We start from the raw sequence: 24,408 nt of genomic DNA on the forward strand, positions 1-24,408 counted from the left end.
GTGAAGTGCGATGCCCAACTCTGCCGTTCCCCGTGAACGCCGCTTTCCCCTGCACGTTCATATCAGCATCCTGTTCACCTTTCTGCTGCTGTTCACCGGCGTGATACTCGGGTTGTTCAACTACCAGCAGACCAGCCGACTGATCTTTTCCAGCAGCTCGACGCTTTTCGAACGCATTCAGTACGACGTACAGAAGGACCTCGACAGCACCTACCGCCCCATACGCCACGTACTGAGCCTGCTGGCACTGCACCCGGCCTCGCAGGCCGGCACGCTCGACGAACGCCTGCAGATGCTGCCACTGTTCGTCCAGGCCCTGCGCGACAATCCCAAGCTGGCCTCGATCTATCTCGGCTATGAAGATGGCGACTTCTTCATGGTCAGACCGCTGCGCAGCGACATGCTCAAGCAGCGCTTCGATGCGCCGGACAAAGCCGCCTACCAGGTCTGGGCCATCGACCGGAGCAGCGCCGGAATCGAGAGCGACTACCTGTTCTATGACGGCTCGCTGAACCAGATCAGCCGCCGGCAGAAGCTCAGTGAACCCTACGATCCGAGGCAGCGTGAATGGTTCAAGCGTGCACGTGGCGACGGCGGACAGATCACCACTGCGCCCTACCTGTTCTTCTCCACCCAGGAGATCGGCACCACCCTGGCCAGGCGCGCCGGCCTGACCACGGTGATCGGCGCAGACCTCACCCTCGATGACCTATCCGCCACCCTGGCCAACCACAAAGTCACCCCCAACAGCCAGGTGGTACTGGCCGACAGCCAAGGCAACGCCGTGGCCTACCCTGATAGCAGCCGCCTGCTCAAGGAGGTCGATGGCAAGTTTTCGCTGGTGAAGGTCAGCGAACTCAACCCCGCCCTGGGTGAACTGCTGGCCGGTCAGTTGAGCGATCAGGACGAGGGCGTCGTCGAACTGTCCAAACAGCGCTGGGTCATGGCGCACCGGCACATTCAGGAAGGCGGCCCGCAGGGCTTGGATCTGGTACTGCTGGTTCCCGAACACGAATTGCTGGCACAGGCCTACCGCATCCGCTGGCAGGGCGCCCTGATCACCCTCACCACCTTGCTGCTGTGCCTGCCACTGGGCTGGCTGACTTCACGCCTGGTGGTCAAACCGCTGCGCAGCCTGGTGCAGGAAGCGCAGGCCATCCGCCGCTTCGATTTCGCCTTTCCGGCCACTGGACGCTCGCCCATTCTCGAGGTCGACCAGTTGGCGGTATCGATGAGCAGCATGAAGGACACCCTGTCCAGCTTCCTCGACATCGCTGCCAGCCTGTCTGCAGAAACCCATTTCGAAGCGCTGATCAAACGGGTAATGGACGCCACCGTCTCCATCAGCGAAGCACAGGGCGGCCTGCTCTATCTGCTGGATAACGACAGCGGCCGACTGGAACCCCAGGGGCTGATCATCGACGGCCAGGGCCGTAGCCTCGCCGATCTGGGCATCCAGGGTCTGGCCCATGACGATCCAACCCTGCCCGCCTGGTTGCAACGACCGGCCAGTGGCGGCGACAGCGTCGCCACCTCCATCGGCTTCGATCAGGCTGGCAAATTCCAGGGGCTGCTCTCGGCCATGGACAGTCCGCGTCTACACCTGATCGCGGCGGGCCTGCACAACCGTCAGGGTGATACCGTCGGCGTACTGGTGTTGCTGCAGCGCGATACCGGGGAGAATAGCGAGAGCATGCTCAGCCCGGACCGTATCGCCTTCGTCGACGCCGTCTCGGGCAGCGCTGCTCTGTGCATCGAAAGCCAGCGCCTGCTGGCTCGGCAGAAGCAGTTGCTGGACGCCTTCATCCAACTGATCGCAGGCGCCATCGATGCCAAGAGTCCCTATACCGGCGGCCACTGCCAGCGAGTACCGGAAATCACCCTGATGCTGGCACGCGCCGCCGCCGAGAGCGACGCGCCGGAGTTTCGCGACTACAGCCCCACTGACGAAGAATGGGAGGCCCTGCATATTGCTGCCTGGCTGCACGATTGCGGCAAGGTCACCACCCCCGAATACGTGGTCGACAAGGCGACCAAGCTGGAGACCCTGTACGACCGCATCCACGAAGTGCGCATGCGCTTCGAGGTGCTCAAGCGTGATGCCTGGGTCGCCTACTGGCGTGCACGCGCCGAAGGCGGCGAGGAGACGGCACTGGCCGCACTGCGTGACCGGTTGCTGAGCGATCTGGATGACGAATTCGCCTTCGTTGCACGCATCAACCTGGGCGGCGAGGCTATGGCCGATGCCGATCAGACACGCCTGCAGCAGATCGCCGAGCGACGCTGGCTACGCACGCTGGACAACCGTCTGGGGGTTTCCTGGGAGGAAGCCAAACGCCTGGAGCGCTCGGCGCCAAGCAGTCTGCCGGTGGAAGAACCACTGCTCGCCGACCGCCCGGACCACCTGATCGAGCACACCAACCAGGAAGTAATCACGCCGGATAATCGCTGGGGCTTCAGGCTCGAAGTGCCGCAGTACAAGTTCAACCGCGGCGAGCTGCACAACCTGAGCATCGCCCGCGGCACGCTGACGGCCGAAGAGCGCTACATCATCAACCACCATATCGTGCAGACCATTCTGATGCTCGACCGCCTGCCCTTCCCCAAACACCTGCAGAACGTCGCAGAGATCGCCGGCGGACACCACGAGAAAATGGACGGCAGCGGCTATCCCAAACGCCTGACGCGTGAGCAGATGAGCCTGCCGGCACGCATGATGGCGATCGCCGATATCTTCGAAGCCCTGACGGCGGTGGATCGCCCCTACAAGAAGGGCAAGACGCTGTCGGAGGCGCTGAACATCATGGTTGGCATGTGCAAAGGCGCGCACATCGATCCGCAGCTGTTCGCCCTGTTCATCCGCTCCGGCATCTATCGGCGCTATGCCGAACGCTTCATGCAGGCCGAGCAGATCGATCAGGTAGACGAGCAGGTGCTGCTGGAAAAGGCGGGGGTCATCTAGGATGCGCCGGGCGCATTGAGCGCCGGCACCAGGTCAGTTGCCCGCTGCGCAGCAACGCCCTGGCAGGGGCCATAAGGCGCCGGAGAACCCGGCGCCAAATATCGCTTACGCCTGGTTGATCGGGTTTTCCGGATACCAGACATCCTGCAGCGGGCTGAGCTCGAACTTCTCCAGTTCGTCACGGCCCTTCAGCCAGGCCTCGACGGCAGCGCGCTGCTCCTCGTTGACCGAGCCACGCTTGGCCAGACAGACCAGACCGAAGTCTTCGCCACCGACATAATCCAGGCCATTGCCAGCGATAGCCTGATCGAGGAACTGATCGACGAAATCGTCGAGGGTCTGGTCGCTCAAGTCGGCCTTGAAGTTCAGGGTCAGCTCGAAGCCCAGCTCCTGAAATTCATCGACACAGAGCTTCTTGCGCAGACGGCGGGAACGGTTGGTCGCCATGAAACAATCCTCAAAGGTGATAACGCGCGGCACTCTAGCAGTTTCGCCGGCCGAGCGCCCGCCTTGTGTCGCACCAACAGCCCTTCTCAGATGTTGAACGCCAACTGTTTGCAACCATTGTTTTTAAGCGGGCGCGGCCGACTGCGGGCAGAATCTTGCGGCATAATGCCGGCAACTTTTCCCCGATTCGGACTGTCGTTTGTCTGTCTCCCTCGTTACTCCCGCCTGACTGCGGAAGGTCCTCGTCCATGATTCAACGGTTTCGCCAACTGGCGCTGAGCGTCGTGCTTCTCCCCCTCGCCCTGTCCTGCCACGCTGCCAGCGCCGCGCTCCCTGCAAAGGTCGAGCAAGCGCTGAAAGCCAACAAGATTCCCGACCATTCGCTGTCAGTGGTGACCGTGCCACTGAGCGGGCAAGCTGGCGGCCTGCAATTCAACGCCGATGTCTCGGTCAACCCGGCCTCCACCATGAAACTGGTGACCACTTACGCGGCGCTTGAGCTGCTGGGGCCCAACCATCAATGGAAGACCGAGTTCTACGCCGACGGCCCGCTCAAGGACGGCGTGCTGCATGGCAACCTCTACCTCAAGGGTGGCGGCGACCCGAAACTCAACATGGAAAAACTCTGGCTGCTGCTGCGCGACTTGCGCATCAATGGCGTGCGTCAGGTTCAAGGGGACCTGGTGCTCGACCGCAGCTTCTTCCTCGCTCCGCAGCTGCCGGCCTTCAATGACGACGGCGGCGATTCCAACAAACCCTTCCTGGTCAAACCCGACTCACTGCTGGTCAACCTCAAGGCACAACGCTTCATCACCCGTGCCGAAGACGGCAAGGTGAAGATCGCCATGGACCCGCCCATCGCGGCCATCCGCATCGATAATCAGGTTCGTGTGCTCAAGGCCGCCAAATGCCCGGCCTGGCCGGACATCCGCTACAACGCGGTAGACCAGTACGATGGCACCACGCTGATCGTCAGCGGCCAACTGGCCGAGGGCTGCACTGCGCAGACCTACCTGTCCCTGCTCGACCACCCCAGCTACGCGGCCGGCGCAGTGCGCGGCATCTGGCAGGAGCTGGGCGGCAAGATTCTCGGCAAGGACCGCCTGGGACCGGTGCCGGAAGACGCCCGCATGCTGGTGCGCGCCCTGTCCCCGGACGTGGTGGAAATCGTCCGCGACATCAACAAGTACAGCAACAACACCATGGCCCGGCAGCTTTTTCTCAGCATCGGTGCGCAGTTCCGTACCGACGCCGACAAGGACGATGCCCTGGCCGCACAGCGCGTGATCCGCAACTGGCTGGCACGCAAGGGCATCACCGCACCGCATCTGGTGATGGAAAACGGCTCTGGCCTGTCACGTGCTGAGCGCATCAGCGCACGGGAAATGGCACTGATCCTCCAGGCTGCCTGGCGCAGCCCCTACGCTGCGGAATTCCGTAGCTCGATGCCGCTGGTAGCGATGGATGGCACCATGCGCCGCCGCCTGCAGCGTACGCCGCTGGTGGGCGAGGCACATATCAAGACCGGCACCCTGAACAACGTGCGCGCCATCGCCGGCTACAGCCGCGACAGCAATGGCCAGGACTGGGCCGTGGTCGCCATCCTCAACGACCCGAAACCCTGGGGCGCCACCTCGATTCTCGATCAGGTGCTGCTGGAAACCTACAAACAGCCCAAGCGCTGACGACCACGTGGCCCGGATTGTTCCGGGCTACGCAATCAGCGTGCGGTAAAACGCCAGGCGCGGTGGATCTTGGGATTGCGCGCGAAATCCGGATCCAGCGTCTGCGCACTGATCTCCTCGACCTGGTAACGCGCCACCAGGCTTTCATCCAGCTGGAACTTGCGGAAGTTGTTGGAGAAATACAGCACACCGCCGCGGGCCAGACGCGCCATCGCCAGGTCGAGCAGTTCGACATGGTCGCGCTGTACATCGAACACGCCTTCCATCCGCTTGGAATTGGAGAAGGTCGGCGGATCGATGAAGATCAGCTCGTACTCGCCGCGGTCTTCGCCCAGCCAGGCCATCACATCGCCCTGCTCCAGGCGATGCTTGTCGGAAAAGCCGTTGAGCGACAAATTGCGCCGCGCCCAGTCCAGGTAAGTTTTCGACAGGTCGACGCTGGTGGTGCTGCGCGCCCCGCCCTTGGCCGCATGCACGGTCGCCGTGGCGGTGTAGCAGAACAGGTTGAGGAAACGCTTGCCGGCCGCCTCGCGCTGAATACGCAGGCGCAGCGGACGATGATCGAGAAACAACCCGGTATCCAGGTAGTCGGTGAGATTGACCAGCAGCTTGACCCCGCCTTCGTTCACCTCCATGAACTGGCCCTTAGCAGCCTGACGCTGATACTGCTTGGTGCCGGCCTGGCGCTCACGTCGCTTGATCACCACCCGCTCCTGCGCCACGCCCAGCGCCTGCGGGATCGCTGCCAGGGCATCGAGCAGACGCGCCTGCGCCTTGTCCGGGTCGATCGAACGCGGCGCCGCATACTCCTGCACGTGCACCCAGTCGCGATACAGGTCGACCGCCAGGGCGTACTCAGGCATATCGGCATCGTACAGCCGGTAGCACTCGACGCCTTCGCGGCGTGCCCACTTACCCAGCTGCTTGAGATTCTTCTGCAGGCGATTGGCGAACATCTGCCCGCCTTCGGACAAACGCGCTTGCTGGGGCGCCTCCGCAACCGGCTCATCGGCGGCCTTGGCGCGCCGTTCACCGGTGACGAACTGCTCGGTCTGCACCTTGATCAACAGCAACTTGCAGGGCAATGCACCGTTCCAGAAGGCGTACTGCTTGTGGCTACGCAGCCCCATGCGCTTGCCCAGCTCGGGAGCGCCGGTGAACACCGCCGCCTCCCAGCCCAGACAGGCCTGACGCAAGCGATCACCGAGATTCTGATAGAGGTAGAGCAGGCTGGCTTCATCGCCCAGGCGCTCGCCGTAAGGGGGGTTGCTGATCACCAGACCCTTCTGGTTCTGATCCGGACGTGGTTCGAAGCTGCCCAACTCACCCTGATAGATCTTCACCCAGTCGGACAGACCGGCGCGCTCGACGTTGTTGCGCCCCGGCTGAATCAAACGCGGGTCAGCTTCATAGCCACGAATCCACAGTGGCGGCTTGGCCAGGCCCGCTGCAGCACGCTGCTCGGCCTCGGCATGCAGCTTCTTCCAGATTGCCGGCACATGGCCAAGCCAGCTGGAGAAGCCCCAGCGCTCACGCTTGAGATTGGGCGCGATGTCAGCGGCCATCAACGCCGCCTCCACCAGGAAGGTGCCCACACCGCACATCGGGTCAGCCAGGGCGCCCCCTTCGGCGGCGATACGCGGCCACCCGGCCCGGATCAGTACCGCGGCAGCCAGGTTCTCCTTCAGTGGTGCGGCGCCCTGCTGCAGGCGATAACCACGCTGGTGCAAGCTATGCCCGGAAAGGTCCAGAGACAGCACCGCTTCGCCACGATCCAGACGCAGATGCACACGCAAGTCAGGGTTGAGTTTGTCGATGCTGGGACGTTCACCACCGGCCGTACGCAGCCGATCGACGATCGCATCCTTGACCTTGAGCGCACCGAAATGGGTGTTGTCGATGCCCGAACCATTACCGCTGAACTCTACCGCCAGGCTACCCGAAGGCTCGAGATGGTCGCGCCAGTCGACCGCCTGGACGCCATCGTAAAGCTCGTCGGCGTTGTTCATGGCAAAGCGCGACAGCACCAGTAGCACGCGGTTGGCCAGGCGCGACCACAGACACAGGCGATAGGCCACCTCGATCTCGGCATGCCCCCGGACCGCGGCAGTCTGCTCGCGCGCTTCCTCCAGGCCCAGCGCCTTGGCCTCTTCCAGCAACAGGCCTTCGAGCCCCTTGGGGCAGGTCAGCACGATTTCATAACGGTCAGACATGGATGTTCCACTGCCTATGGCAATCAGGGAGGTGCAGCGGCGCACCTCGACTCAAAATAAGTGACAAAAGGTCACAGCGCGACCCTTCGTCGGAATAAGCAAGCACTCTCATTTGCACTAGCAAAATGAAGTCATCGCCGTGCATAGCCAGATATGACGGCGTCTGGCTAAAAGAGGCTGGATATATTCCCAGCCTCCTTATGGCTTCACCCGCATTTAGGTTACGCCCTTATGACAAAACGATCATTCACAGGCCCCGGTGCATTCGTTAGAACACTACCTAAGGCTTTCGCTGCAACAGCGCAGGCACAGAAGGTTCGCCACGCCGGCAGCGGACTTTCGTAGGCAGAAAATTTCTGCCTGGCCTTGCTACAAGGCCAACGGGACATAACAGTCAACAGTGAGGGCAACACCCTATGAGAAGACTTAAGCGTGATCCGTTAGAAAGAGCTTTTTTGCGCGGCTATCAGTACGGCATCAATGGTAAATCCCGCGAACTTTGCCCCTTTACCCTACCCTCGGTTCGTCAGGCCTGGCTCAATGGCTGGCGTGAGGGCCGTGGTGACAACTGGGATGGGCTGACCGGCACCGCCGGTATTCATCGACTCAACGAACTTCACGCTGTCGGCTGATCAGGATCACACCCGACTTCACCATGCCGACCCCATCCGGGCGGCGGGCGCAAGCCCAAGGGCTCCTTCGGGAGCCCTATTTATTTGCGCAGCTTATTTAGGCAGCGCGGCAATCGCATCCACGGCCTCACGGATCAGCGCAGGCCCCTTGTAGATAAACCCCGAATAGATCTGCACCAGACTCGCACCCGCAGCGATCTTCTCTGCAGCATGCTTGCCTTCGGTAATACCACCGACCGCGATGATCGGCAGACGGCCCGACAACTCGCCCGCCAGCACCTTGACGATATGCGTGCTCTTGTCACGCACTGGCGCACCCGACAGACCGCCGGCCTCATCGCCATGGGCCAGCCCTTCGACACCTTCACGACTGAGCGTGGTGTTGGTGGCGATCACCGCATCCATATCGGCGCCCAGCAGTGCTGAAGCCACCAATGCGGTCTCTTCATCGCTCATGTCCGGGGCAATCTTGATCGCCAGCGGTACACGCTTGCCGTGCTCCTGAGTCAAATCTTCCTGACGACGACGCAGCGCCTCGAGCAGCTCTTTGAGCGAATCGCCGAACTGCAGGCTGCGCAACCCCGGAGTATTGGGCGAACTGACGTTGACCGTGACGTAGCTGGCGTGGGCGTAGACCTTGTCCAGGCAAATCAGGTAATCGTCCACCGCTCGCTCGACCGGAGTATCGAAGTTCTTGCCGATATTGATACCCAGCACGCCCTTGAACTTAGCCGCCCTGACGCGCTGCAGCAGATGATCGACGCCGTGGTTGTTGAAGCCCATGCGGTTGATCACCGCCTCGGCCTCCGGCAAACGGAACAGGCGCGGCTTGGGATTGCCCGGCTGAGGACGCGGGGTAACGGTGCCGATCTCGACGAAACCGAAACCGAGCTGGGCGAAGCCGTCAATGGCATCGCCATTCTTGTCCAGCCCTGCTGCCAGCCCGACCGGATTAGCGAACTGCAGGCCCATCACGTTTACCGGCAGGCTGGTCGGTGCCTTGGTCAGCAGGCCATTGAGCCCCAAGCGGCCACCGGCACCGATCAGGTCGATGGACAGCTCATGAGAGGTTTCCGGGGACAGTTTGAACAGCAGCTCGCGGGCCAGTGAGTACATGGGCAGGCTTAGCTCGACAGGTTGAAGGTGGGCAGGCCGGCGATTATAGCCGCGCAGGCACCGACGGCGCGAGGCAAGCGCGCCAGATCAATCCAAAGGGCGTAAGCTCAGCAACTCGCCGCTGCTGCTGAATTCCAGCACGAAGGAACCATAGATCCCGGCATGAGTCAGATACGGCCGCAAGTGATGGGCCGGTAAACTGACGCGACGCCCGTCGCGGCTTTGCGCCATAATCCGGCTGGCATGACCCCGGTAGATGGCCTGCAATCGTTCGGCCGATAACGCGATATCCAGCACCAAGCTGGGCATGGAGGCACCCTCGCAAATGAATGCGGCTATTTTGCCACAGACCCACAGCGCGACAGGCACGCAAGCGCCGCGCTACGCTATACGAGCAATAGCCGTCCACGTCTGCCACACTGCGGTAGACGCTTCAGGAGCGATCTGCCGGCCATGAGCCTGTCCGAATCCTCAACTCTCAGTAGCCGCCTGGCAGCCCTGGCTCAGCGCATGGGCCTGCTCGGTCGCAGCTCACGACAGATCTTCGCCAAAGCCAGCGGCCTGCGCCTGCCCTTCAAACCGCTGCCGGCGGCGGTAGAGAGCATCTGCTGGCATGAAGGTCCGCAATTACAGCTGTTGTTCAACCTGCCGCTCGGCGCGCTTTCAGGCCCCGTACAGGAAGACAAGGCCCAAGCGCACGCGGCGTTGTCTCAGGTAGTGGAAGCTCAAATCGAACAGCTACAGTCCTTCGACCTGCGTCTGATTGACGGCTTTGCCTGCTCGCCCGCGTCTGGCTACGCAAGTTTCGAAGACTACGCCGCAAGCGAGCACTGCAAACAGGTGCGCATCATCAGTTACAAGGACTTCGTCAAAACCATCAGCGTGGCGCTGCCACGCTTTCTGGCTGGCGAACCGATCGAGCTGCGTCAGGCCAACTGGCGTGGCGCTCGGACCTTCTGGTCGGGGGAAATACAGGGCGAAGCCTTCGCCGGGGCGATCGCCTATGCGCGCAGACGCGGGCTGGAAGTGTTTCTACCAGCCAACCTGCTGCGTTATCGATTGAATGAGACAGGCCTGGACAACCTGCAGAGTCGCTATCACGTACTCGCCATGCCAGAAGCGGCCTGGAGCGACCCTGGCTTCATGGGGTTGCTGCTGGACAACGGCATCCCCTATGCGCGCCTGTCACTACTGAAAAAAGCCGGCACGCCAGAGTTCCTCCTGCTACCCAAAGAGCATCAGGAGGCCACGGCATTGGGTGAGGGTTTGCGCCTGGCCGGAGCACCTGACGTACCGGGCCATTTGCGCCAATTGGCGATCCAGCCAACCTGAACAGAGCGGCGCTCTATTCGTCGCAACCTCGCAGCAAACGCCCGATCATATCCAGCGAATAACCGCGATAGGCCAGAAAACGACCTTGCTGAGCACGTTCGCGGGCGTCAGCCGGTAGCTGACCGGCGAACTTGCGCTGCCAGGTTTCACGCAACTGCTCGAACCAGTCGATACCACTTTCACGCAGTGCCTGGTCGACGTCACCACGAGCCAGTCCACGCTGGCCAAGCTCTTCACGAATACGCAGCGGCCCGTAACCGGCACGTGCCCGATAAGCGACGAAGCTTTCCAGATAGCGGGCCTCGGATAACAGACCCTCCTCTGACAACCGCTGCAAAGCGGTCTCAATCATGTCTTCGGGAGCGCCACGCTTGCGCAGCTTGCGCGTCAGCTCGACGCGGCCGTGCTCGCGTCGAGCCAGCAAGTCCATTGCCGCTCGCCTGACGGCGAGCGGGTTATCCAGCACAACCGCCATGTTCGGTCAGCTTAGAAGTCGACTTCTGCGTCGGCCAGATCGTCAGCGGAGGCTTTGGCCGGCGTGCTGGGAACCAGCAACTTCTGGCGAATCTGACCTTCGATCTCACGCGCCACTTCCTTGTTGTCTTCAAGGAACTTGGCGGCATTGGCCTTGCCCTGGCCGATCTTGTTGCCCTGATAGCTGTACCAGGCACCCGATTTTTCGACCAGGCCCTGTTGCACACCAAGGTCGATGATCTCGCCATTACGGTAGATGCCCTTGCCATACAGAATCTGGAACTCTGCCTGACGGAACGGTGGCGCGACCTTGTTCTTGACGATCTTCACGCGGGTTTCGCTACCCACCACCTCCTCGCCTTCTTTCACCGCGCCAGTACGGCGGATGTCCAGGCGAACCGAGGCATAGAACTTCAGCGCGTTACCGCCAGTAGTGGTTTCCGGGCTACCGAACATCACGCCGATCTTCATGCGAATCTGGTTGATGAAGATCACCAGGCAATTGGCGTTCTTGATGTTACCGGTGATCTTGCGCAGTGCCTGGCTCATCAGGCGAGCCTGCAGGCCGACATGCATGTCGCCCATCTCGCCTTCGATCTCGGCCTTGGGTACCAGAGCCGCCACGGAGTCGACGATGATCACGTCGATGGCGTTGGAGCGCACCAGCATATCGGTGATTTCCAGAGCCTGCTCACCGGTGTCCGGCTGCGAGACCAGCAGATCATCGACGTTGACACCGAGCTTGCCGGCATAATCCGGATCCAGCGCGTGCTCCGCATCGACGAAGGCGCAGGTCGCGCCAAGCTTCTGAGCTTCAGCGATGACCGACAGGGTCAGCGTGGTCTTACCAGACGACTCCGGACCGTAGATTTCAACGATACGGCCTTTCGGCAAACCGCCAATACCCAGCGCGATATCCAGGCCCAGCGAACCGGTGGAAATGGCCGGAATTGCCTGACGCTCATGATCGCCCATGCGCATGACTGCGCCCTTGCCGAACTGCTTCTCGATCTGCCCCAGGGCAGCCGCCAAAGCGCGCTTCTTGTTCTCGTCCATTACCATCCTCACGTGTTCAGAAGGGCCTCAGCGGCCGCCAACAACTGTATAAGTAGCCAGTATTATTCCACAGAGCAAGTCGTCCGCCTACCCCATTGCCGGATTTTCCTCTGCCAACAGACGCAGAAGCCCGGCCAGCGCGGCCTCGACCGTTTGTCGGCGCACCTCGTCCCGATTGCCGGTGAACTGCTCACGCACACTGAAGAGACGCTCGCCATCCCCCCAGGCCAGCCACACGGTGCCTACCGGCTTTTCCTGCGAACCACCAGCAGGCCCAGCCACACCACTGACGGCAACCGCGTAACGCGCACCGCTGTGCGCCTGAGCGCCGCGCACCATGGCTTCGACCACCTCCCGGCTAACCGCGCCGACACTGGCGAAAAGCTCCGCGCAGACGCCCAGCTGCTTGGTTTTCTGAGCGTTGGAGTAGGTCACGTAGCCCGCCTCGAACCAGGCAGAGCTCCCGGGTATACGGGTGATCGCTTCCGCGATGCCGCCACCGGTACAGGACTCGGCAGTGGTGACCTGCGCAGCCTTCGCGTTCAAGGCTGCACCCAGCTGCTCGGCCAGTTGGCTGATTCTATCCATGCCCGCTCCTCACTCATCGGAACGACAAACCCTACACAGCTTGACCTGTCAGTGGAAACGGCAAATTTCGTCTACTGCCACTTAGGACGACGAAACGAAAAGAGGCACTGCAGAAAGCCATCATCATTCCAATCATTCGCGGCATTGCCGAGCAGGCCAAGCTACTGGCGCTCAATGCCGCCTGGCGATGTGATTCGCGAAATTCGCAATGAGCCTTAACGCGTGGTCGAAGCCGTGGTCCAGTTCTCGGTGACCTTCAGCGACTGACGGGTAATTGCGTCAGATTCGCAGCCCACCCGAAGGGCGAAGTATGGGAAAATTCCTGGCTTCGTCACACCCACTGCACGTAAGGCCTGGCATGACCGATCTCTCCGCACACACCCCGATGATGCAGCAATACTGGAAGCTGAAGAACCAGCACCCGGATCAGTTGATGTTCTATCGCATGGGTGACTTCTACGAGATTTTCTACGAAGACGCGAAGAAGGCAGCCAAGCTGCTGGACATCACCCTGACCGCACGCGGCCAGTCGGCTGGCCAATCGATTCCCATGTGCGGCATTCCTTTCCATTCGGTCGAGGGTTACCTGGCCAAGCTGGTCAAGCTTGGCGAGTCGGTGGTGATCTGCGAGCAGATCGGCGACCCGGCCACCAGCAAGGGCCCGGTGGAGCGTCAGGTAGTGCGCATCATCACCCCTGGCACCATCAGCGACGAAGCGCTGCTCGACGAGCACCGCGACAACCTGCTGGCCGCCGTGCTGGGCGATGAACGCCTGTTCGGCCTGGCCGTGCTGGACATCACCAGCGGCCGCTTCAGCGTGCAGGAAATCAAGGGCTGGGAAAATCTGCTGGCCGAACTGGAACGCCTGAACCCCGCCGAACTGCTGATCCCGGATGATTGGCCACAGGGCCTGCCCGCCGAGAAGCGCAAGGGTTCGCGCCGCCGCGCCCCTTGGGACTTCGAGCGCGACAGCGCCTTCAAGAGCCTGTGCCAGCAGTTCGGCACCCAGGATCTGAAAGGCTTCGGTTGCGAGAACCTGACCCTGGCCATTGGCGCCGCCGGCTGCCTGCTCGGTTACGCCAAGGAAACCCAGCGTACTGCCCTGCCCCACCTGCGCAGCCTGCGCCACGAGCGCCTGGACGACACGGTGATTCTGGACGGCGCCAGCCGTCGCAACCTGGAGTTGGACATCAACCTCGCCGGTGGTCGCGACAATACCCTGCAGTCGGTGGTGGACCGTTGCCAGACCGCCATGGCCAGCCGCTTGCTGGGGCGCTGGCTGAACCGCCCGCTGCGTGATCGCGCAGTATTGGAAGCACGTCAGGACGCCATCGCCTGCCTGCTCGATGGCTACCGTTTCGAAACGCTGCAACCGCAGCTCAAGGAAATCGGCGACCTGGAGCGCATCCTCGCTCGCATCGGCCTGCGCAATGCCCGCCCACGTGACCTGGCTCGCCTGCGTGACGCTCTCGCCGCGCTGCCCGAACTGCAGCAGGCGATGGCCGCACTGGACATACCGCACCTGCAACAGCTGGCCAGTACCATCGCCACCTATCCGGAACTGGCCGACCTGCTGGCCCGCGCCATCATCGACAATCCGCCGGCAGTGATTCGTGACGGCGGCGTGCTCAAGACCGGCTACGACGCCGAGCTGGACGAACTGCAGGCGATGAGCGAGAACGCCGGGCAGTTCCTCATGGACCTGGAAGCCCGCGAAAAAGCTCGTAGCGGCCTGGCCAACCTCAAGGTGGGCTACAACCGCGTACACGGCTACTTCATCGAGCTGCCGACCAAGCAGGCCGAATCGGCGCCGGCCGACTACATCCGCCGGCAGACGCTCAAGGGTGCCGAGCGCTTCATCACCCCCGAATTGAAAGAATTCGAAGACAAGGCGCTGTCGGCCAAGAGCCGTGCCCTGGCACGCGAGAAGATGCTTTACGACGAGCTGCTCGAGCGCCTGATCGGACATCTGGCGCCGCTGCAGGACAGTGCCTCGGCCCTGGCCGAACTGGACGTGCTGAGCAACCTTGCAGAACGCGCGCTGAACCTCGACCTGAATCGCCCGCGCTTCGTCGACGAGCCCTGCATGCGCATCGACCAGGGCCGCCACCCGGTGGTCGAACAGGTGCTGACCACGCCCTTCGTGGCCAACGACCTGAACCTCGACGACAACCGCCGCATGCTGGTCATCACCGGCCCGAACATGGGCGGTAAATCCACCTATATGCGTCAGACTGCGCTAATCGTGCTGCTGGCCCATATCGGCAGCTTCGTCCCGGCCGCAGCCTGCGAGCTGTCACTGGTCGACCGCATCTTCACCCGTATCGGTTCGAGCGATGACCTCGCTGGCGGTCGCTCCACCTTCATGGTGGAAATGAGCGAAACCGCCAATATCCTGCACAACGCCAGCGAGCGCAGCCTGGTACTGATGGACGAGGTCGGCCGTGGTACCAGCACCTTCGATGGCCTGTCACTGGCCTGGTCGGCAGCCGAACACCTGGCCCACCTGCGCGCCTTCACGCTGTTCGCCACCCACTATTTCGAGCTGACCGTGCTCCCCGAAAGCGAACCTGTAGTGGCCAACGTGCACCTCTCGGCGACCGAGCACAACGAGCGCATCGTCTTCCTCCATCACGTGCAACCCGGCCCGGCGAGCCAGAGCTATGGCCTGGCCGTGGCGCAACTGGCCGGCGTGCCTGGCACGGTGATCAGCCGTGCGCGCGAGCACCTGGCGCGCCTGGAGGCTACCAGCCTGCCGCACGAACCGCCCCGCCAGGAGCCCGGTAAACCGCAGGCGCCGATGCAGAGCGACCTGTTCGCCAGCGTGCCGCACCCGCTGCTGGAGCAATTGGGCAAGATCAATCCGGATGATCTGACTCCGCGCAAAGCGCTGGAGCTGTTATATACATGGAAGACGCAGATCTAACGCTCAATACAACAAACTGCTAGAATCGCGCGCAATTTTACGACCGCCCGGTTTACAGCCTGAGCCGCGGCCACAGACAGAGCGCCTGGCAGCCCTTCAGAGAAAGAGCCCAGAACGCCGCCCGAGGAGAGAATCAGACATGACCTTCGTCGTCACCGACAACTGCATCAAGTGTAAATATACCGACTGTGTGGAAGTCTGCCCGGTGGACTGCTTCTACGAAGGCCCGAACTTCCTGGTCATTCACCCGGACGAGTGCATTGATTGCGCCCTGTGCGAGCCGGAATGCCCTGCCCAGGCGATCTTCTCGGAAGATGAAGTACCGGAAGATCAACAGGAGTTCATCGAGTTGAACGCCGACCTGGCGGAAGTGTGGCCGAACATCACCGAGAAGAAAGAAGCACTGCCGGACGCCGAAGAGTGGGATGGCGTGAAGGACAAGCTGCAGCATCTGGAGCGCTGAGTTCGCCCAGAAACACAAAGACCCGCCAAGTGCGGGTCTTTTACTTTCAGCAGCTCACACTGCTCGGCAAGCCTGCAATCTTGAATGGCGGGCAAAAAAAGGGGCGGCTCACGCCGCCCACTTTTATTCCCTAGTCCCTTTGTTTCCCAACTCATCGTCCTGATGAATCGCTTCTTGCGATGTTCCTGGTCATCATCCTGATGACCTGTGCTTGTCCCTGAGCACGGTTGTGATATTAGCCGTTCCAAACAGAGGCACAACCCGCCAATTCTCGCCCAGCAGGCGAGCATTAATTTTTAAAAATCCTTACAAAACAACAATTTAATAAAAAAACCAGTGAAAACTCTGGGTTTTCACAACAAACACTGACAGCTTATGTAAGCGATGACTTACATCAAGGCGCATAAAAAACCCGGCCGGAGCCGGGTTCGTGATCGAGGCGATCACCTCACTGGAACAAGGCGTCGCTGGACAAGCCGTTCTTCTCGAGGATCTCCCGCAAACGCTTGAGCGCCTCAACCTGAATCTGCCTTACTCGTTCGCGAGTCAGGCCGATCTCCTGGCCAACCTCTTCCAGGGTACAGCTCTCATGACCGCGTAAGCCGAAGCGACGCACGACGACTTCACGCTGCTTGTCGGTCAGGTCAGAGAGCCACTGATCGATGCTCTGCGACAGGTCATCGTCCTGCAACAGCTCGCAAGGATCGGTCGGACGATCATCGGTCAGGGTATCGAGTAGCGTCTTGTCCGAGTCCGGACCAAGCGAAACGTCCACCGAAGACACCCGCTCGTTGAGGCCGAGCATACGCTTGACCTCACCCACCGGTTTCTCCAGCAGGTTGGCTATCTCTTCCGCTGAAGGCTCATGGTCGAGCTTCTGGGTCAGTTCACGCGCCGCGCGCAGGTAGACATTGAGTTCTTTGACCACATGAATCGGCAAACGGATGGTTCGCGTCTGGTTCATGATGGCGCGTTCGATGGTCTGGCGAATCCACCAGGTTGCGTAAGTCGAGAAACGGAACCCCCGCTCCGGATCGAATTTTTCCACGGCGCGAATCAAGCCGAGGTTGCCCTCTTCGATCAGATCGAGCAGAGAAAGACCACGGTTGACGTAACGCCTGGCGATCTTCACGACCAGACGCAGGTTGCTCTCGATCATGCGCTTGCGCCCGGCAGGATCGCCCTTCTGCGCCAGACGCGCGAAGTGCACTTCCTCTTCGGGAGTGAGCAAAGGAGAGAAACCGATTTCGTTGAGGTAGAGCTGAGTGGCGTCTAGCGCCCGGGTGTAGTCGATGTATTTGTGCTGCTTGGAGGGGGTGGCGTTCTTGGCCTTGGTACGTGCGACCGGTGCTTCCACCTTATCGCCCGGAACCTCGCCGAATACGATGCCAGGCTCCATGAGGAGCAGTTCATCGTCGACGTCAAACTCCGGCGCTTCTTTTTTGATGAGAGCCATTGTTGTTGTCCCTAGCTGAGTTCGACAACAGACTCTGGCTGAACCGTCCTGGCCATACCTGAGCCCGTCCCACCTACGTGATGGAATGAGTCAGCGGCGGATCAACGACGTGGCAGATATTGCAGCGGATCGACAGGTTTACCTTGGCGGCGAATCTCGAAGTGCAGTTTCACCCGGTCGGCCCCTGTGGACCCCATCTCGGCAATGCTTTGCCCGGCTTTGACCTGCTGCCCCTCCCGTACCAACAACCTGCGGTTATGACCGTAGGCACTTACGTAGGTATCGCTGTGCTTGATGATGATCAACTCGCCGTAGCCCCGCAAACCACTCCCGGCGTACACCACTGAACCATCAGACGCAGCTAAAACAGGCTGTCCTAATTCCCCCGCGATATCAATGCCTTTATTCAAACTACCGTTTGAGGAGAATCGACTGATCACCGCGCCCTGAGTGGGCCATGACCAGCCACTGGCAGAGCGGCTCACCGGCGTCACCGGTGTGGTCGCCGGCGTGTTGGTTACCGGCGGTCGGGCCGGCTGCGTAGCAGGCGGCGCTGTCACAGCAACGGGCGGACGATTGGGCACCGGCCGGGTGACTACAGGTGAAGTGGCAGGGGTCGAGGCAACTGGGCGGCTGCTGGCTACCGGCCGGTTGTCGAAACGAATCGCCTGACCAACTCGGATCACGTAAGGATCGCGCAGGCCGTTATGAGCAGCCAGCGCCTTCCAGTCCCAGCCGAAACGAAATGCAATGGAATAGAGCGTATCGCCACGCTGCACCACATAGTGGCCGTTGCGCACGGGCTGACGCTGTATCACCGGAGCACGCCCCTGGTTCTGCCCGCGCTCGACCACCTGCACACCACCTGGAGGCGAGCTTGCGCAGCCGACCAGGGCGCAGGCAGCAAGCATCGCCAGAGGCAGGCGAACGGCTGCTACTGCGCGGACTAGCACGTGAAGGACGCTCCAACTCACCCAACTGCTCCCTGAATGATTCCGAGTAAGACGTCTATTGTGCCGTATTTATTCACTGCGGCCAGTATCGACCGGCCGACGACTTGCCAACCACTCAAGACCCAATACCAGAACGACACCGCCGATTGCCAGCGCCACGGCGAACATCACCTGCGGATCCTGACCACTGACTTCGGCAAAATGCCCCGGCAGAAGATTGCTTTCCAGCAATGGCACCTGCTCGCCTTTGCTGTCGATACGCCAGCTCAGGGTTTCTTTCCAGGGCCATACCTTGTTCAGCGAACCCAGCATCAGGCCGGTCAGAAACGCCAGGCTCAGATCGCGCCAGCGTGAAAGCAGCCAGCTGAGTAGGCGAGCGAAGCTGAGAATACCCACCAGACAGCCACTGGCGAACACCGCCAGGACCAGCAGATTGAAGTCCTTCACGGCCCCCAGCACCACCGAATACAGGCCCAGCAGCAGCAGAATGAAGCTACCCGAAATACCCGGCAGGATCATCGCGCAGATGGCGATGGCACCCGCCAGAAACAGGGTCGGCAGATCGCTGCCCCACTGCATGGGCGCGGCGACGGTGATCCAGTAAGCGAAAGCCAGGCCGAGCACGAAGCTCAGCGCCCGGCTCCAGTTCCAGCGGTTGATTTCCCGCCCAACCAGGTAGGCGGATACCAGAATCAGGCCAAAGAAGAACGACCACACCGGAATCGGGTGGTGGTGCAGCAGGTATGTGATCAGACGCGCGAGCGTGAGAACGCTGGTGAGGATGCCGCACAGCAGCACCAGCAGAAAGGTCGCGTTGGCCATCTGCCAGGCGTCCTTGATGCGACCGCGCAGCAGCAGCAGGAGCGCTTCGGGAACATGAGCGATGGAACGCAGCAACTCGTCGTAGATGCCGCTGATGAAAGCGATGGTGCCACCGGAAACGCCGGGCACGACATCCGCAGCGCCCATGGCCAGGCCCTTGGCATAGAGCAGGAAATGTTTCTTCATGGATCCTTCCAGATCGATAGAGCGATCAGGCCAAAGGCCCGTTGAGTAGCGGTACGAAGCGCACGGCATCGAGGATGTGGCGGGAAAAACCATCCTCTTCACGAATGATCAGCAGCAGCTGCTGGACATCGCCGCTACCGACCGGAATGACCAGGCGCCCACCCGGGGCCAGTTGGTCGAGCAAGGCCTGCGGCACCTGCGCTGCGGCAGCCGTGACGATGATGCCGTTGTAAGGGCCGAGTGCGTTCCAGCCTTCCCAGCCATCACCCCAGCGAAAGACCACGTTGCGCAGCTTGAGTTCGACCAGGCGCTCCTTGGCGCGATCCTGCAGCACCTGTATGCGCTCCACCGAGAATACCCGCTCGACCAGCTGCGCCAGCACGGCAGTCTGGTAACCGGAACCGGTGCCAATCTCCAGCACCTTGTCCAGCGGGCCGGCGGCCAGCAGCAGCTCGGTCATGCGACCGACCATGTACGGCTGGGAAATGGTCTGGTTATGGCCGATGGGCAGCGCGGTGTCTTCGTAAGCGCGATGGGCCAGCGCCTCATCGACGAACAGATGACGCGGTGTACGGCGGATCACTTCCAGCACCCGCGCGTTGGACAGCCCTTCCTCGTAGAGGCGCTGAATCAATCGTTCACGGGTACGCTGCGAGGTCATGCCGATCCCGCTTCGCTGCATGTCGTCCTGTCCACGCATCAGAAGATACCCTCCAACCAGCCATCCATAGTTTCAAGGGCCTCATTGAACGTGCGATCGAGCCGTAGCGGCGTGATCGATACATAACCCTGCATCACAGCATGAAAATCGGTGCCCTGGCTGCCGTCCTCGACATCCCCGGCCGCCGCGATCCAGTAACCTTCCTTGCCGCGCGGGTTGACCACCTTGACCGGCGCCGCAGCGCGGGCACGATGGCCCAAGCGGGTCAATTGCACGCCACGAATGTGCTCCAGCGGCAGGTTCGGCACATTGACGTTGAGCACCGTGCGCGGTGGCAACTCCAGGGTCGCATGCGCCTCGACCAGCTTACGCGCGAAGTAGGCAGCGGTGGGCAAGTTGTCGGGCAGGCGCGAAAGTAACGAAAAGGCGAACGCCGGCTTGCTCAGAAAGCGACCTTCCAGCGCCGCAGCAACGGTGCCGGAATAGAGCACGTCATCGCCCAGATTGGCGCCCAGGTTGATGCCTGAGACGACCATATCCGGCGTCTGCTCGAGCAAGCCATTAAGGCCCAGGTGCACACAGTCGGTCGGTGTGCCATTGAGGCTGATGTAACCGTTGGCCAAGGCCATCGGGTGAAGCGGACGATCGAGCGTCAGCGCACTGCTGGCACCGCTCTTGTCTTCGGCAGGCGCGATCACCACACATTCGGCGTAGTCAGCCAGAGCCTGGTGCAACGCAGCGATACCGGGGGCGTTCACCCCATCGTCGTTGGAAATCAGAATTCGCATGGAGTATCCGTCTGCCCTGCTGGCACCAGATCGAGCAGTTCGCGCACCACCACGGTGGCGAAACACCCGGCCGGCAGGACGAATGCAAGTTGCAGAATATCGGGCTCGGGATAATGCCATGACAGGCCGCCAATGGGGAGGCGCAGAATTCGCCGTTCGTGCTCCATGTCCGCCTTGATCAACCATTGCACCAGTTGCGCAGCCTCATCGGCCACGCTTTGCTCAAGCTGCTGGGTCTGCCCAGCAGTCGGCAAAGGCCCGTCGCCCCACAGCGGACCGGTCGGATGCAGATCGAGAATGGCCAGGCGTGGGTCAGCGCACTCGGCCTCGCCGGCCATGAAGAAGCTGCGACTGCCGGTGAACGCCAGCAGGTCACCGATCTGCGCCTGGTTCCAGGTGCCGGCAGCCACGCGCCTGGCCAGTACCTGGTTGAACAGGTAGCTGCGTGCCGAGGAAAGCAGGCGCGAGCGCAGGTTGCGTTGCACCGGCAGCTCTAGCCGCGAGGCGAAGTCACGTGCCTGCTCGACATTGCCGCCATCGAAGCCGAAACGCTGCAAGCCGAAATAATTGGGCACGCCTTGTTCGGCGATACGCTGCAGGCGTTGCTCCAGTGCATCGCGATCCGCGTCCAGGGCAGTCAGGCGCAAGGTGAAACCATTGGCAGCATGAGCACCACGCTGCAGCTTGCGGTTGTGCCGCTGAGCGCTGAGAACAGCCAGGTCATCGCCCTGCGCTGCAGCCAGATCGGGATCGGCCTTGCCCGGCAGATGCAGGCTGAACCACTGCCGAGTCAGCGCCTGACGATCCTTGAGCCCGGCATAGCTGACAGCCTTGAGCGGCAGACCAGCAGCGCGGGCGATACGTCGGGCGGCCTCCTCGGTATTCAGGCCACGTTTTTCCACCCACAACCAGAGGTGCTCGCCCTGGCCGGTGAGCGGAATGTCCAACACTTCGTCGACCTGGAAATCCTCGGCCGTGGCCTTGAGCACCGCACGCCCACAGGCCTCGCCATGAGCGCGCGGGCCCAGCAGTTGCAGCTCGTTCATGCCTTGACCAGCAGGGTCACGGCGTGCACCGCGATACCCTCCTCGCGCCCGGTGAAACCGAGCTTCTCGGTGGTGGTGGCCTTGACGTTGACCTGATCCAACTCGACACCCAGATCCTCGGCGATGCGCTCGCGCATGCTCTGGATATGCGGCGCCATCTTCGGTGCCTGGGCAATGATGGTTGCGTCGACATTACCCACCGCGTAACCCTTGGCGCGCACCAGCCCCATCACATGGCGCAGCAGCACACGGCTGTCGGCGCCCTTGAAGGTCGGATCGGTATCGGGGAAGTGCTTGCCGATATCGCCCAGCGCCACCGCACCGAGCAGGGCATCGCTCAGGGCATGCAGCAGTACGTCGCCATCGGAATGGGCGACAAGACCGAATTTATGGGGAATCCGCACGCCGCCGAGGGTGATGAAATCACCTTCGCCGAAGCGGTGTACGTCATAACCATGACCGATACGCATAAAGAACAACGCCCTGAAAAAGTCAGGGCGTGATTCTACATGCACCGGCACCACCTGGGGTGCGCGTTGCGCACCTTACGCCAGGGCATCCGCGTGGTGGCGCAGGTGATCATCGATGAAGCTGGCGATGAAGTAGTAGCTGTGGTCATAGCCTGGCTGCATACGCAGCGTCAGCGGGTGACCGGCAGCCTTGGCAGCAGCCTGCAACGCCTGCGGCTTGAGCTGCCCTTCGAGGAAGTCGTCGCGATCTCCCTGATCCACCAGAATCGGCAACTTTTCGCTGGCCTCGGCCATCAGCACGCTGGCATCCCACTCACGCCAGCGCGAACGCTCTTCACCCAGATACAGTGAAAGCGCTTTCTCGCCCCACGGACAGTTCATCGGATTGCTGATCGGCGCGAACGCCGATACCGATTGATAGCGCCCCGGATTCTTCAGCGCGCAGATCAGCGCCCCGTGACCACCCATGGAGTGACCGCTGATACCGCGCTTGTCCGAAACCGGGAAGTTGGCCTCGATCAACGCCGGCAACTCCTGCACCACATAGTCATACATGCGGTAGTGACGCGCGAAAGGCTCCTGAGTCGCGTTGACATAGAAGCCGGCACCCAGACCGAAGTCATAGGCACCGTTGGCGTCGTCGGCCACGCCTTCGCCACGCGGACTGGTGTCCGGCGCAACGATGATCAGCCCCAGTTCAGCAGCCATGCGCTGGGCACCGGCCTTCTGCATGAAGTTCTCATCGGTGCAGGTCAGGCCACTGAGCCAGTACAGCACCGGCAGCTTGCCGCCCTGCTCGGCCTGTGGTGGCAGATAGACGGCGAAGACCATGTCGCAATTGAGGGTGGTGGAACGATGACGATAACGCTTGTGCCAGCCGCCGAAGCTCTTCTGGCAGGAAATGTTTTCCATGAAACCTCCCGCGAAAGAGGAAACTGCGGCCCGGGGCATCAGGCCCCGGGCGCGTCAGTGACTCAGAAGTGAATGACGGTACGGATGCTCTTGCCTTCGTGCATCAGCTCGAACGCTTCGTTGATCTCGTCCAGGCCCATGTTGTGGGTGATGAAGGTGTCCAGCGGAATCTCGCCCTTCTGCGACTTCTCGACATAGCTCGGCAGCTCGCTGCGGCCTTTCACGCCACCGAAGGCGCTGCCGCGCCAGACGCGACCAGTGACCAGCTGGAACGGACGGGTGCTGATCTCGGCACCGGCCGGCGCCACGCCGATGATGGTCGACTCACCCCAGCCCTTGTGGCAGCACTCCAGCGCCGCACGCATCAGTTGCACGTTGCCGATGCACTCGAAGCTGTAGTCGACGCCGCCATCGGTCATCTCGACAATGACGTCCTGAATCGGCTTGCTGTGCTCTTTCGGGTTGACGAAGTCGGTCACACCCAGCTCGCGGGCAACCGCTTCCTTGGCCGGGTTTATGTCGATGCCGATGATGCGCGAGGCCTTGGCCATCTTCGCACCGATGATCGCCGCCAGGCCGATGCCGCCCAGACCGAAGATGGCCACGGTCGCACCCTCTTCCACCTTGGCGGTGTTGAGCACGGCGCCGATACCGGTGGTCACACCGCAACCGAGCAGGCAGACCTTGTCCAGCGGAGCTTCTTTGGGGATCACGGCAACCGAGACTTCCGGCAACACGGTGTACTCGGAGAAGGTCGAGCACCCCATGTAGTGGTAGACCGGCTCACCGTTGTAGCTGAAGCGGCTGGTGCCGTCCGGCATCAGGCCCTTGCCCTGGGTGGCACGCACCGAGCTGCACAGGTTGGTCTTGCCGGATTTGCAGAATTTGCACTCGCCGCACTCGGCGGTGTACAGCGGGATCACGTGGTCACCGACCTTTACCGAGGTCACGCCCTCGCCGACAGCCTCGACGATACCGCCACCCTCGTGACCCAGCACGCAGGGGAACACACCTTCGGAGTCCTGACCGGACAGGGTGTAAGCGTCTGTATGGCAGACACCGGTAGCGACGATGCGCACCAGCACCTCGCCAGCCTTCGGCGGCTCGACATCGATCTCGACGATCTTCAGCGGCTCGTTAGGAGCGAAAGCGACGGCAGCACGGGACTTGATCATGAAAGCTCTCCTGAGCGTTACGAAAGTGCGGAGTAGTCTAGGTCA

22 protein-coding genes are annotated in these 24,408 nt (G+C 61.7%); 6 read left to right on the forward strand and 16 right to left on the reverse strand.

The genetic code is table 11. The features are described 5' to 3' along the window. Positions 1-10 precede the first annotated feature (10 nt). Positions 11-2,962, forward strand: a complete 2,952-nt coding sequence (locus PCLY_RS04590; RefSeq protein WP_061238113.1) for an HD domain-containing phosphohydrolase — start codon at positions 11-13, stop codon at positions 2,960-2,962. Between the two features lie 105 nt (positions 2,963-3,067). On the opposite strand, the gene PCLY_RS04595 is transcribed toward PCLY_RS04590, so the two are convergent. Continuing rightward, positions 3,068-3,409, reverse strand: a complete 342-nt coding sequence (locus tag PCLY_RS04595) for a YggL family protein (RefSeq protein WP_045735171.1) — start codon at positions 3,407-3,409, stop codon at positions 3,068-3,070. A 248-nt stretch (positions 3,410-3,657) separates the two neighbouring features. On the opposite strand from PCLY_RS04595, the gene dacB reads away from it, so the two are divergent. Further along, entirely contained in the window at positions 3,658-5,094 is a 1,437-nt protein-coding gene (dacB, locus tag PCLY_RS04600) for a D-alanyl-D-alanine carboxypeptidase/D-alanyl-D-alanine endopeptidase (RefSeq protein WP_061238114.1), read from the forward strand. Positions 5,095-5,129: 35 nt separating this feature from the next. Here dacB and rlmKL read toward each other — a convergent pair whose 3' ends face one another. Further along, complete coding sequence (gene rlmKL / locus PCLY_RS04605; protein WP_061238115.1) at positions 5,130-7,307, reverse strand: bifunctional 23S rRNA (guanine(2069)-N(7))-methyltransferase RlmK/23S rRNA (guanine(2445)-N(2))-methyltransferase RlmL; 2,178 nt, start codon at positions 7,305-7,307, stop codon at positions 5,130-5,132. 416 nt (positions 7,308-7,723) lie between these two features. Between rlmKL and rmf the strand changes: the two genes are divergently transcribed. Beyond that, complete coding sequence (rmf, locus tag PCLY_RS04610; protein ID WP_003244273.1) at positions 7,724-7,939, forward strand: ribosome modulation factor; 216 nt, start codon at positions 7,724-7,726, stop codon at positions 7,937-7,939. 93 nt (positions 7,940-8,032) lie between these two features. Here rmf and PCLY_RS04615 read toward each other — a convergent pair whose 3' ends face one another. Together PCLY_RS04615 and PCLY_RS04620 are read right to left on the reverse strand one after the other, a co-directional pair. Then, the gene (locus PCLY_RS04615; protein WP_061238116.1) at positions 8,033-9,055 is read right to left on the reverse strand and encodes a quinone-dependent dihydroorotate dehydrogenase; all 1,023 of its coding nucleotides are present in this window, start codon (positions 9,053-9,055) and stop codon (positions 8,033-8,035) included. A gap of 87 nt (positions 9,056-9,142) precedes the next feature. Further along, the gene (locus PCLY_RS04620) at positions 9,143-9,364 is read right to left on the reverse strand and encodes a DUF2835 domain-containing protein (protein ID WP_061238117.1); all 222 of its coding nucleotides are present in this window, start codon (positions 9,362-9,364) and stop codon (positions 9,143-9,145) included. A 144-nt stretch (positions 9,365-9,508) separates the two neighbouring features. Here PCLY_RS04620 and PCLY_RS04625 point away from each other — a divergent pair, with 144 nt between their 5' ends. Further along, positions 9,509-10,387 (forward strand): DUF6685 family protein, encoded by an 879-nt coding sequence (locus PCLY_RS04625; protein WP_061238118.1) that lies wholly within the window; start codon positions 9,509-9,511, stop codon positions 10,385-10,387. Positions 10,388-10,400: 13 nt separating this feature from the next. Here the strand turns inward: PCLY_RS04625 and recX are convergent, their stop codons facing one another. The 3 genes from recX to PCLY_RS04640 form a co-directional block, all read right to left on the reverse strand. After that, positions 10,401-10,862, reverse strand: a complete 462-nt coding sequence (recX, locus tag PCLY_RS04630) for a recombination regulator RecX (protein ID WP_061238119.1) — start codon at positions 10,860-10,862, stop codon at positions 10,401-10,403. 11 nt (positions 10,863-10,873) lie between these two features. Beyond that, on the reverse strand, positions 10,874-11,917 hold the full coding sequence (recA, locus tag PCLY_RS04635) for a recombinase RecA (RefSeq protein ID WP_061238120.1): 1,044 nt from the start codon (positions 11,915-11,917) through the stop codon (positions 10,874-10,876). An 87-nt stretch (positions 11,918-12,004) separates the two neighbouring features. Continuing rightward, complete coding sequence (locus PCLY_RS04640) at positions 12,005-12,505, reverse strand: CinA family protein (RefSeq protein ID WP_061238121.1); 501 nt, start codon at positions 12,503-12,505, stop codon at positions 12,005-12,007. A gap of 358 nt (positions 12,506-12,863) precedes the next feature. Between PCLY_RS04640 and mutS the strand changes: the two genes are divergently transcribed. Further along, complete coding sequence (gene mutS / locus PCLY_RS04645; RefSeq protein ID WP_061238122.1) at positions 12,864-15,431, forward strand: DNA mismatch repair protein MutS; 2,568 nt, start codon at positions 12,864-12,866, stop codon at positions 15,429-15,431. A 139-nt stretch (positions 15,432-15,570) separates the two neighbouring features. Next, positions 15,571-15,894, forward strand: a complete 324-nt coding sequence (gene fdxA / locus PCLY_RS04650) for a ferredoxin FdxA (protein WP_017678218.1) — start codon at positions 15,571-15,573, stop codon at positions 15,892-15,894. Positions 15,895-16,342: 448 nt separating this feature from the next. On the opposite strand, the gene rpoS is transcribed toward fdxA, so the two are convergent. The 9 genes from rpoS to PCLY_RS04695 form a co-directional block, all read right to left on the reverse strand. Further along, on the reverse strand, positions 16,343-17,350 hold the full coding sequence (gene rpoS, locus PCLY_RS04655; RefSeq protein WP_061238123.1) for an RNA polymerase sigma factor RpoS: 1,008 nt from the start codon (positions 17,348-17,350) through the stop codon (positions 16,343-16,345). Between the two features lie 101 nt (positions 17,351-17,451). After that, entirely contained in the window at positions 17,452-18,261 is an 810-nt protein-coding gene (locus PCLY_RS04660) for a peptidoglycan DD-metalloendopeptidase family protein (RefSeq protein ID WP_061238250.1), read from the reverse strand. Between the two features lie 111 nt (positions 18,262-18,372). Then, on the reverse strand, positions 18,373-19,311 hold the full coding sequence (locus tag PCLY_RS04665) for a polyprenyl-phosphate transporter (protein ID WP_061238124.1): 939 nt from the start codon (positions 19,309-19,311) through the stop codon (positions 18,373-18,375). Between the two features lie 25 nt (positions 19,312-19,336). After that, positions 19,337-20,011 (reverse strand): protein-L-isoaspartate(D-aspartate) O-methyltransferase, encoded by a 675-nt coding sequence (locus PCLY_RS04670; RefSeq protein ID WP_061238125.1) that lies wholly within the window; start codon positions 20,009-20,011, stop codon positions 19,337-19,339. Beyond that, positions 20,011-20,760 (reverse strand): 5'/3'-nucleotidase SurE, encoded by a 750-nt coding sequence (gene surE, locus PCLY_RS04675; protein ID WP_061238126.1) that lies wholly within the window; start codon positions 20,758-20,760, stop codon positions 20,011-20,013. Before surE ends, PCLY_RS04670 begins: the two co-directional genes overlap by 1 nt. Further along, a complete protein-coding gene (truD, locus tag PCLY_RS04680; RefSeq protein WP_061238127.1) occupies positions 20,748-21,806 on the reverse strand; it encodes a tRNA pseudouridine(13) synthase TruD in 1,059 nt (352 codons plus the stop codon). The genes surE and truD overlap by 13 nt, the downstream gene beginning before the upstream one ends. Continuing rightward, entirely contained in the window at positions 21,803-22,276 is a 474-nt protein-coding gene (ispF, locus tag PCLY_RS04685) for a 2-C-methyl-D-erythritol 2,4-cyclodiphosphate synthase (protein WP_061238128.1), read from the reverse strand. Before ispF ends, truD begins: the two co-directional genes overlap by 4 nt. 75 nt (positions 22,277-22,351) lie before the next feature. Then, positions 22,352-23,188 (reverse strand): S-formylglutathione hydrolase, encoded by an 837-nt coding sequence (fghA, locus tag PCLY_RS04690; protein WP_061238129.1) that lies wholly within the window; start codon positions 23,186-23,188, stop codon positions 22,352-22,354. A 62-nt stretch (positions 23,189-23,250) separates the two neighbouring features. Beyond that, positions 23,251-24,363, reverse strand: a complete 1,113-nt coding sequence (locus tag PCLY_RS04695; protein ID WP_061238130.1) for an S-(hydroxymethyl)glutathione dehydrogenase/class III alcohol dehydrogenase — start codon at positions 24,361-24,363, stop codon at positions 23,251-23,253. Between the last annotated feature and the right edge of the window lie 45 nt (positions 24,364-24,408).

It is taken from the genome of Ectopseudomonas composti, from assembly GCF_001567565.1.
GTDB classification, from domain to species: Bacteria; Pseudomonadota; Gammaproteobacteria; order Pseudomonadales; family Pseudomonadaceae; genus Aquipseudomonas; species Aquipseudomonas composti_A.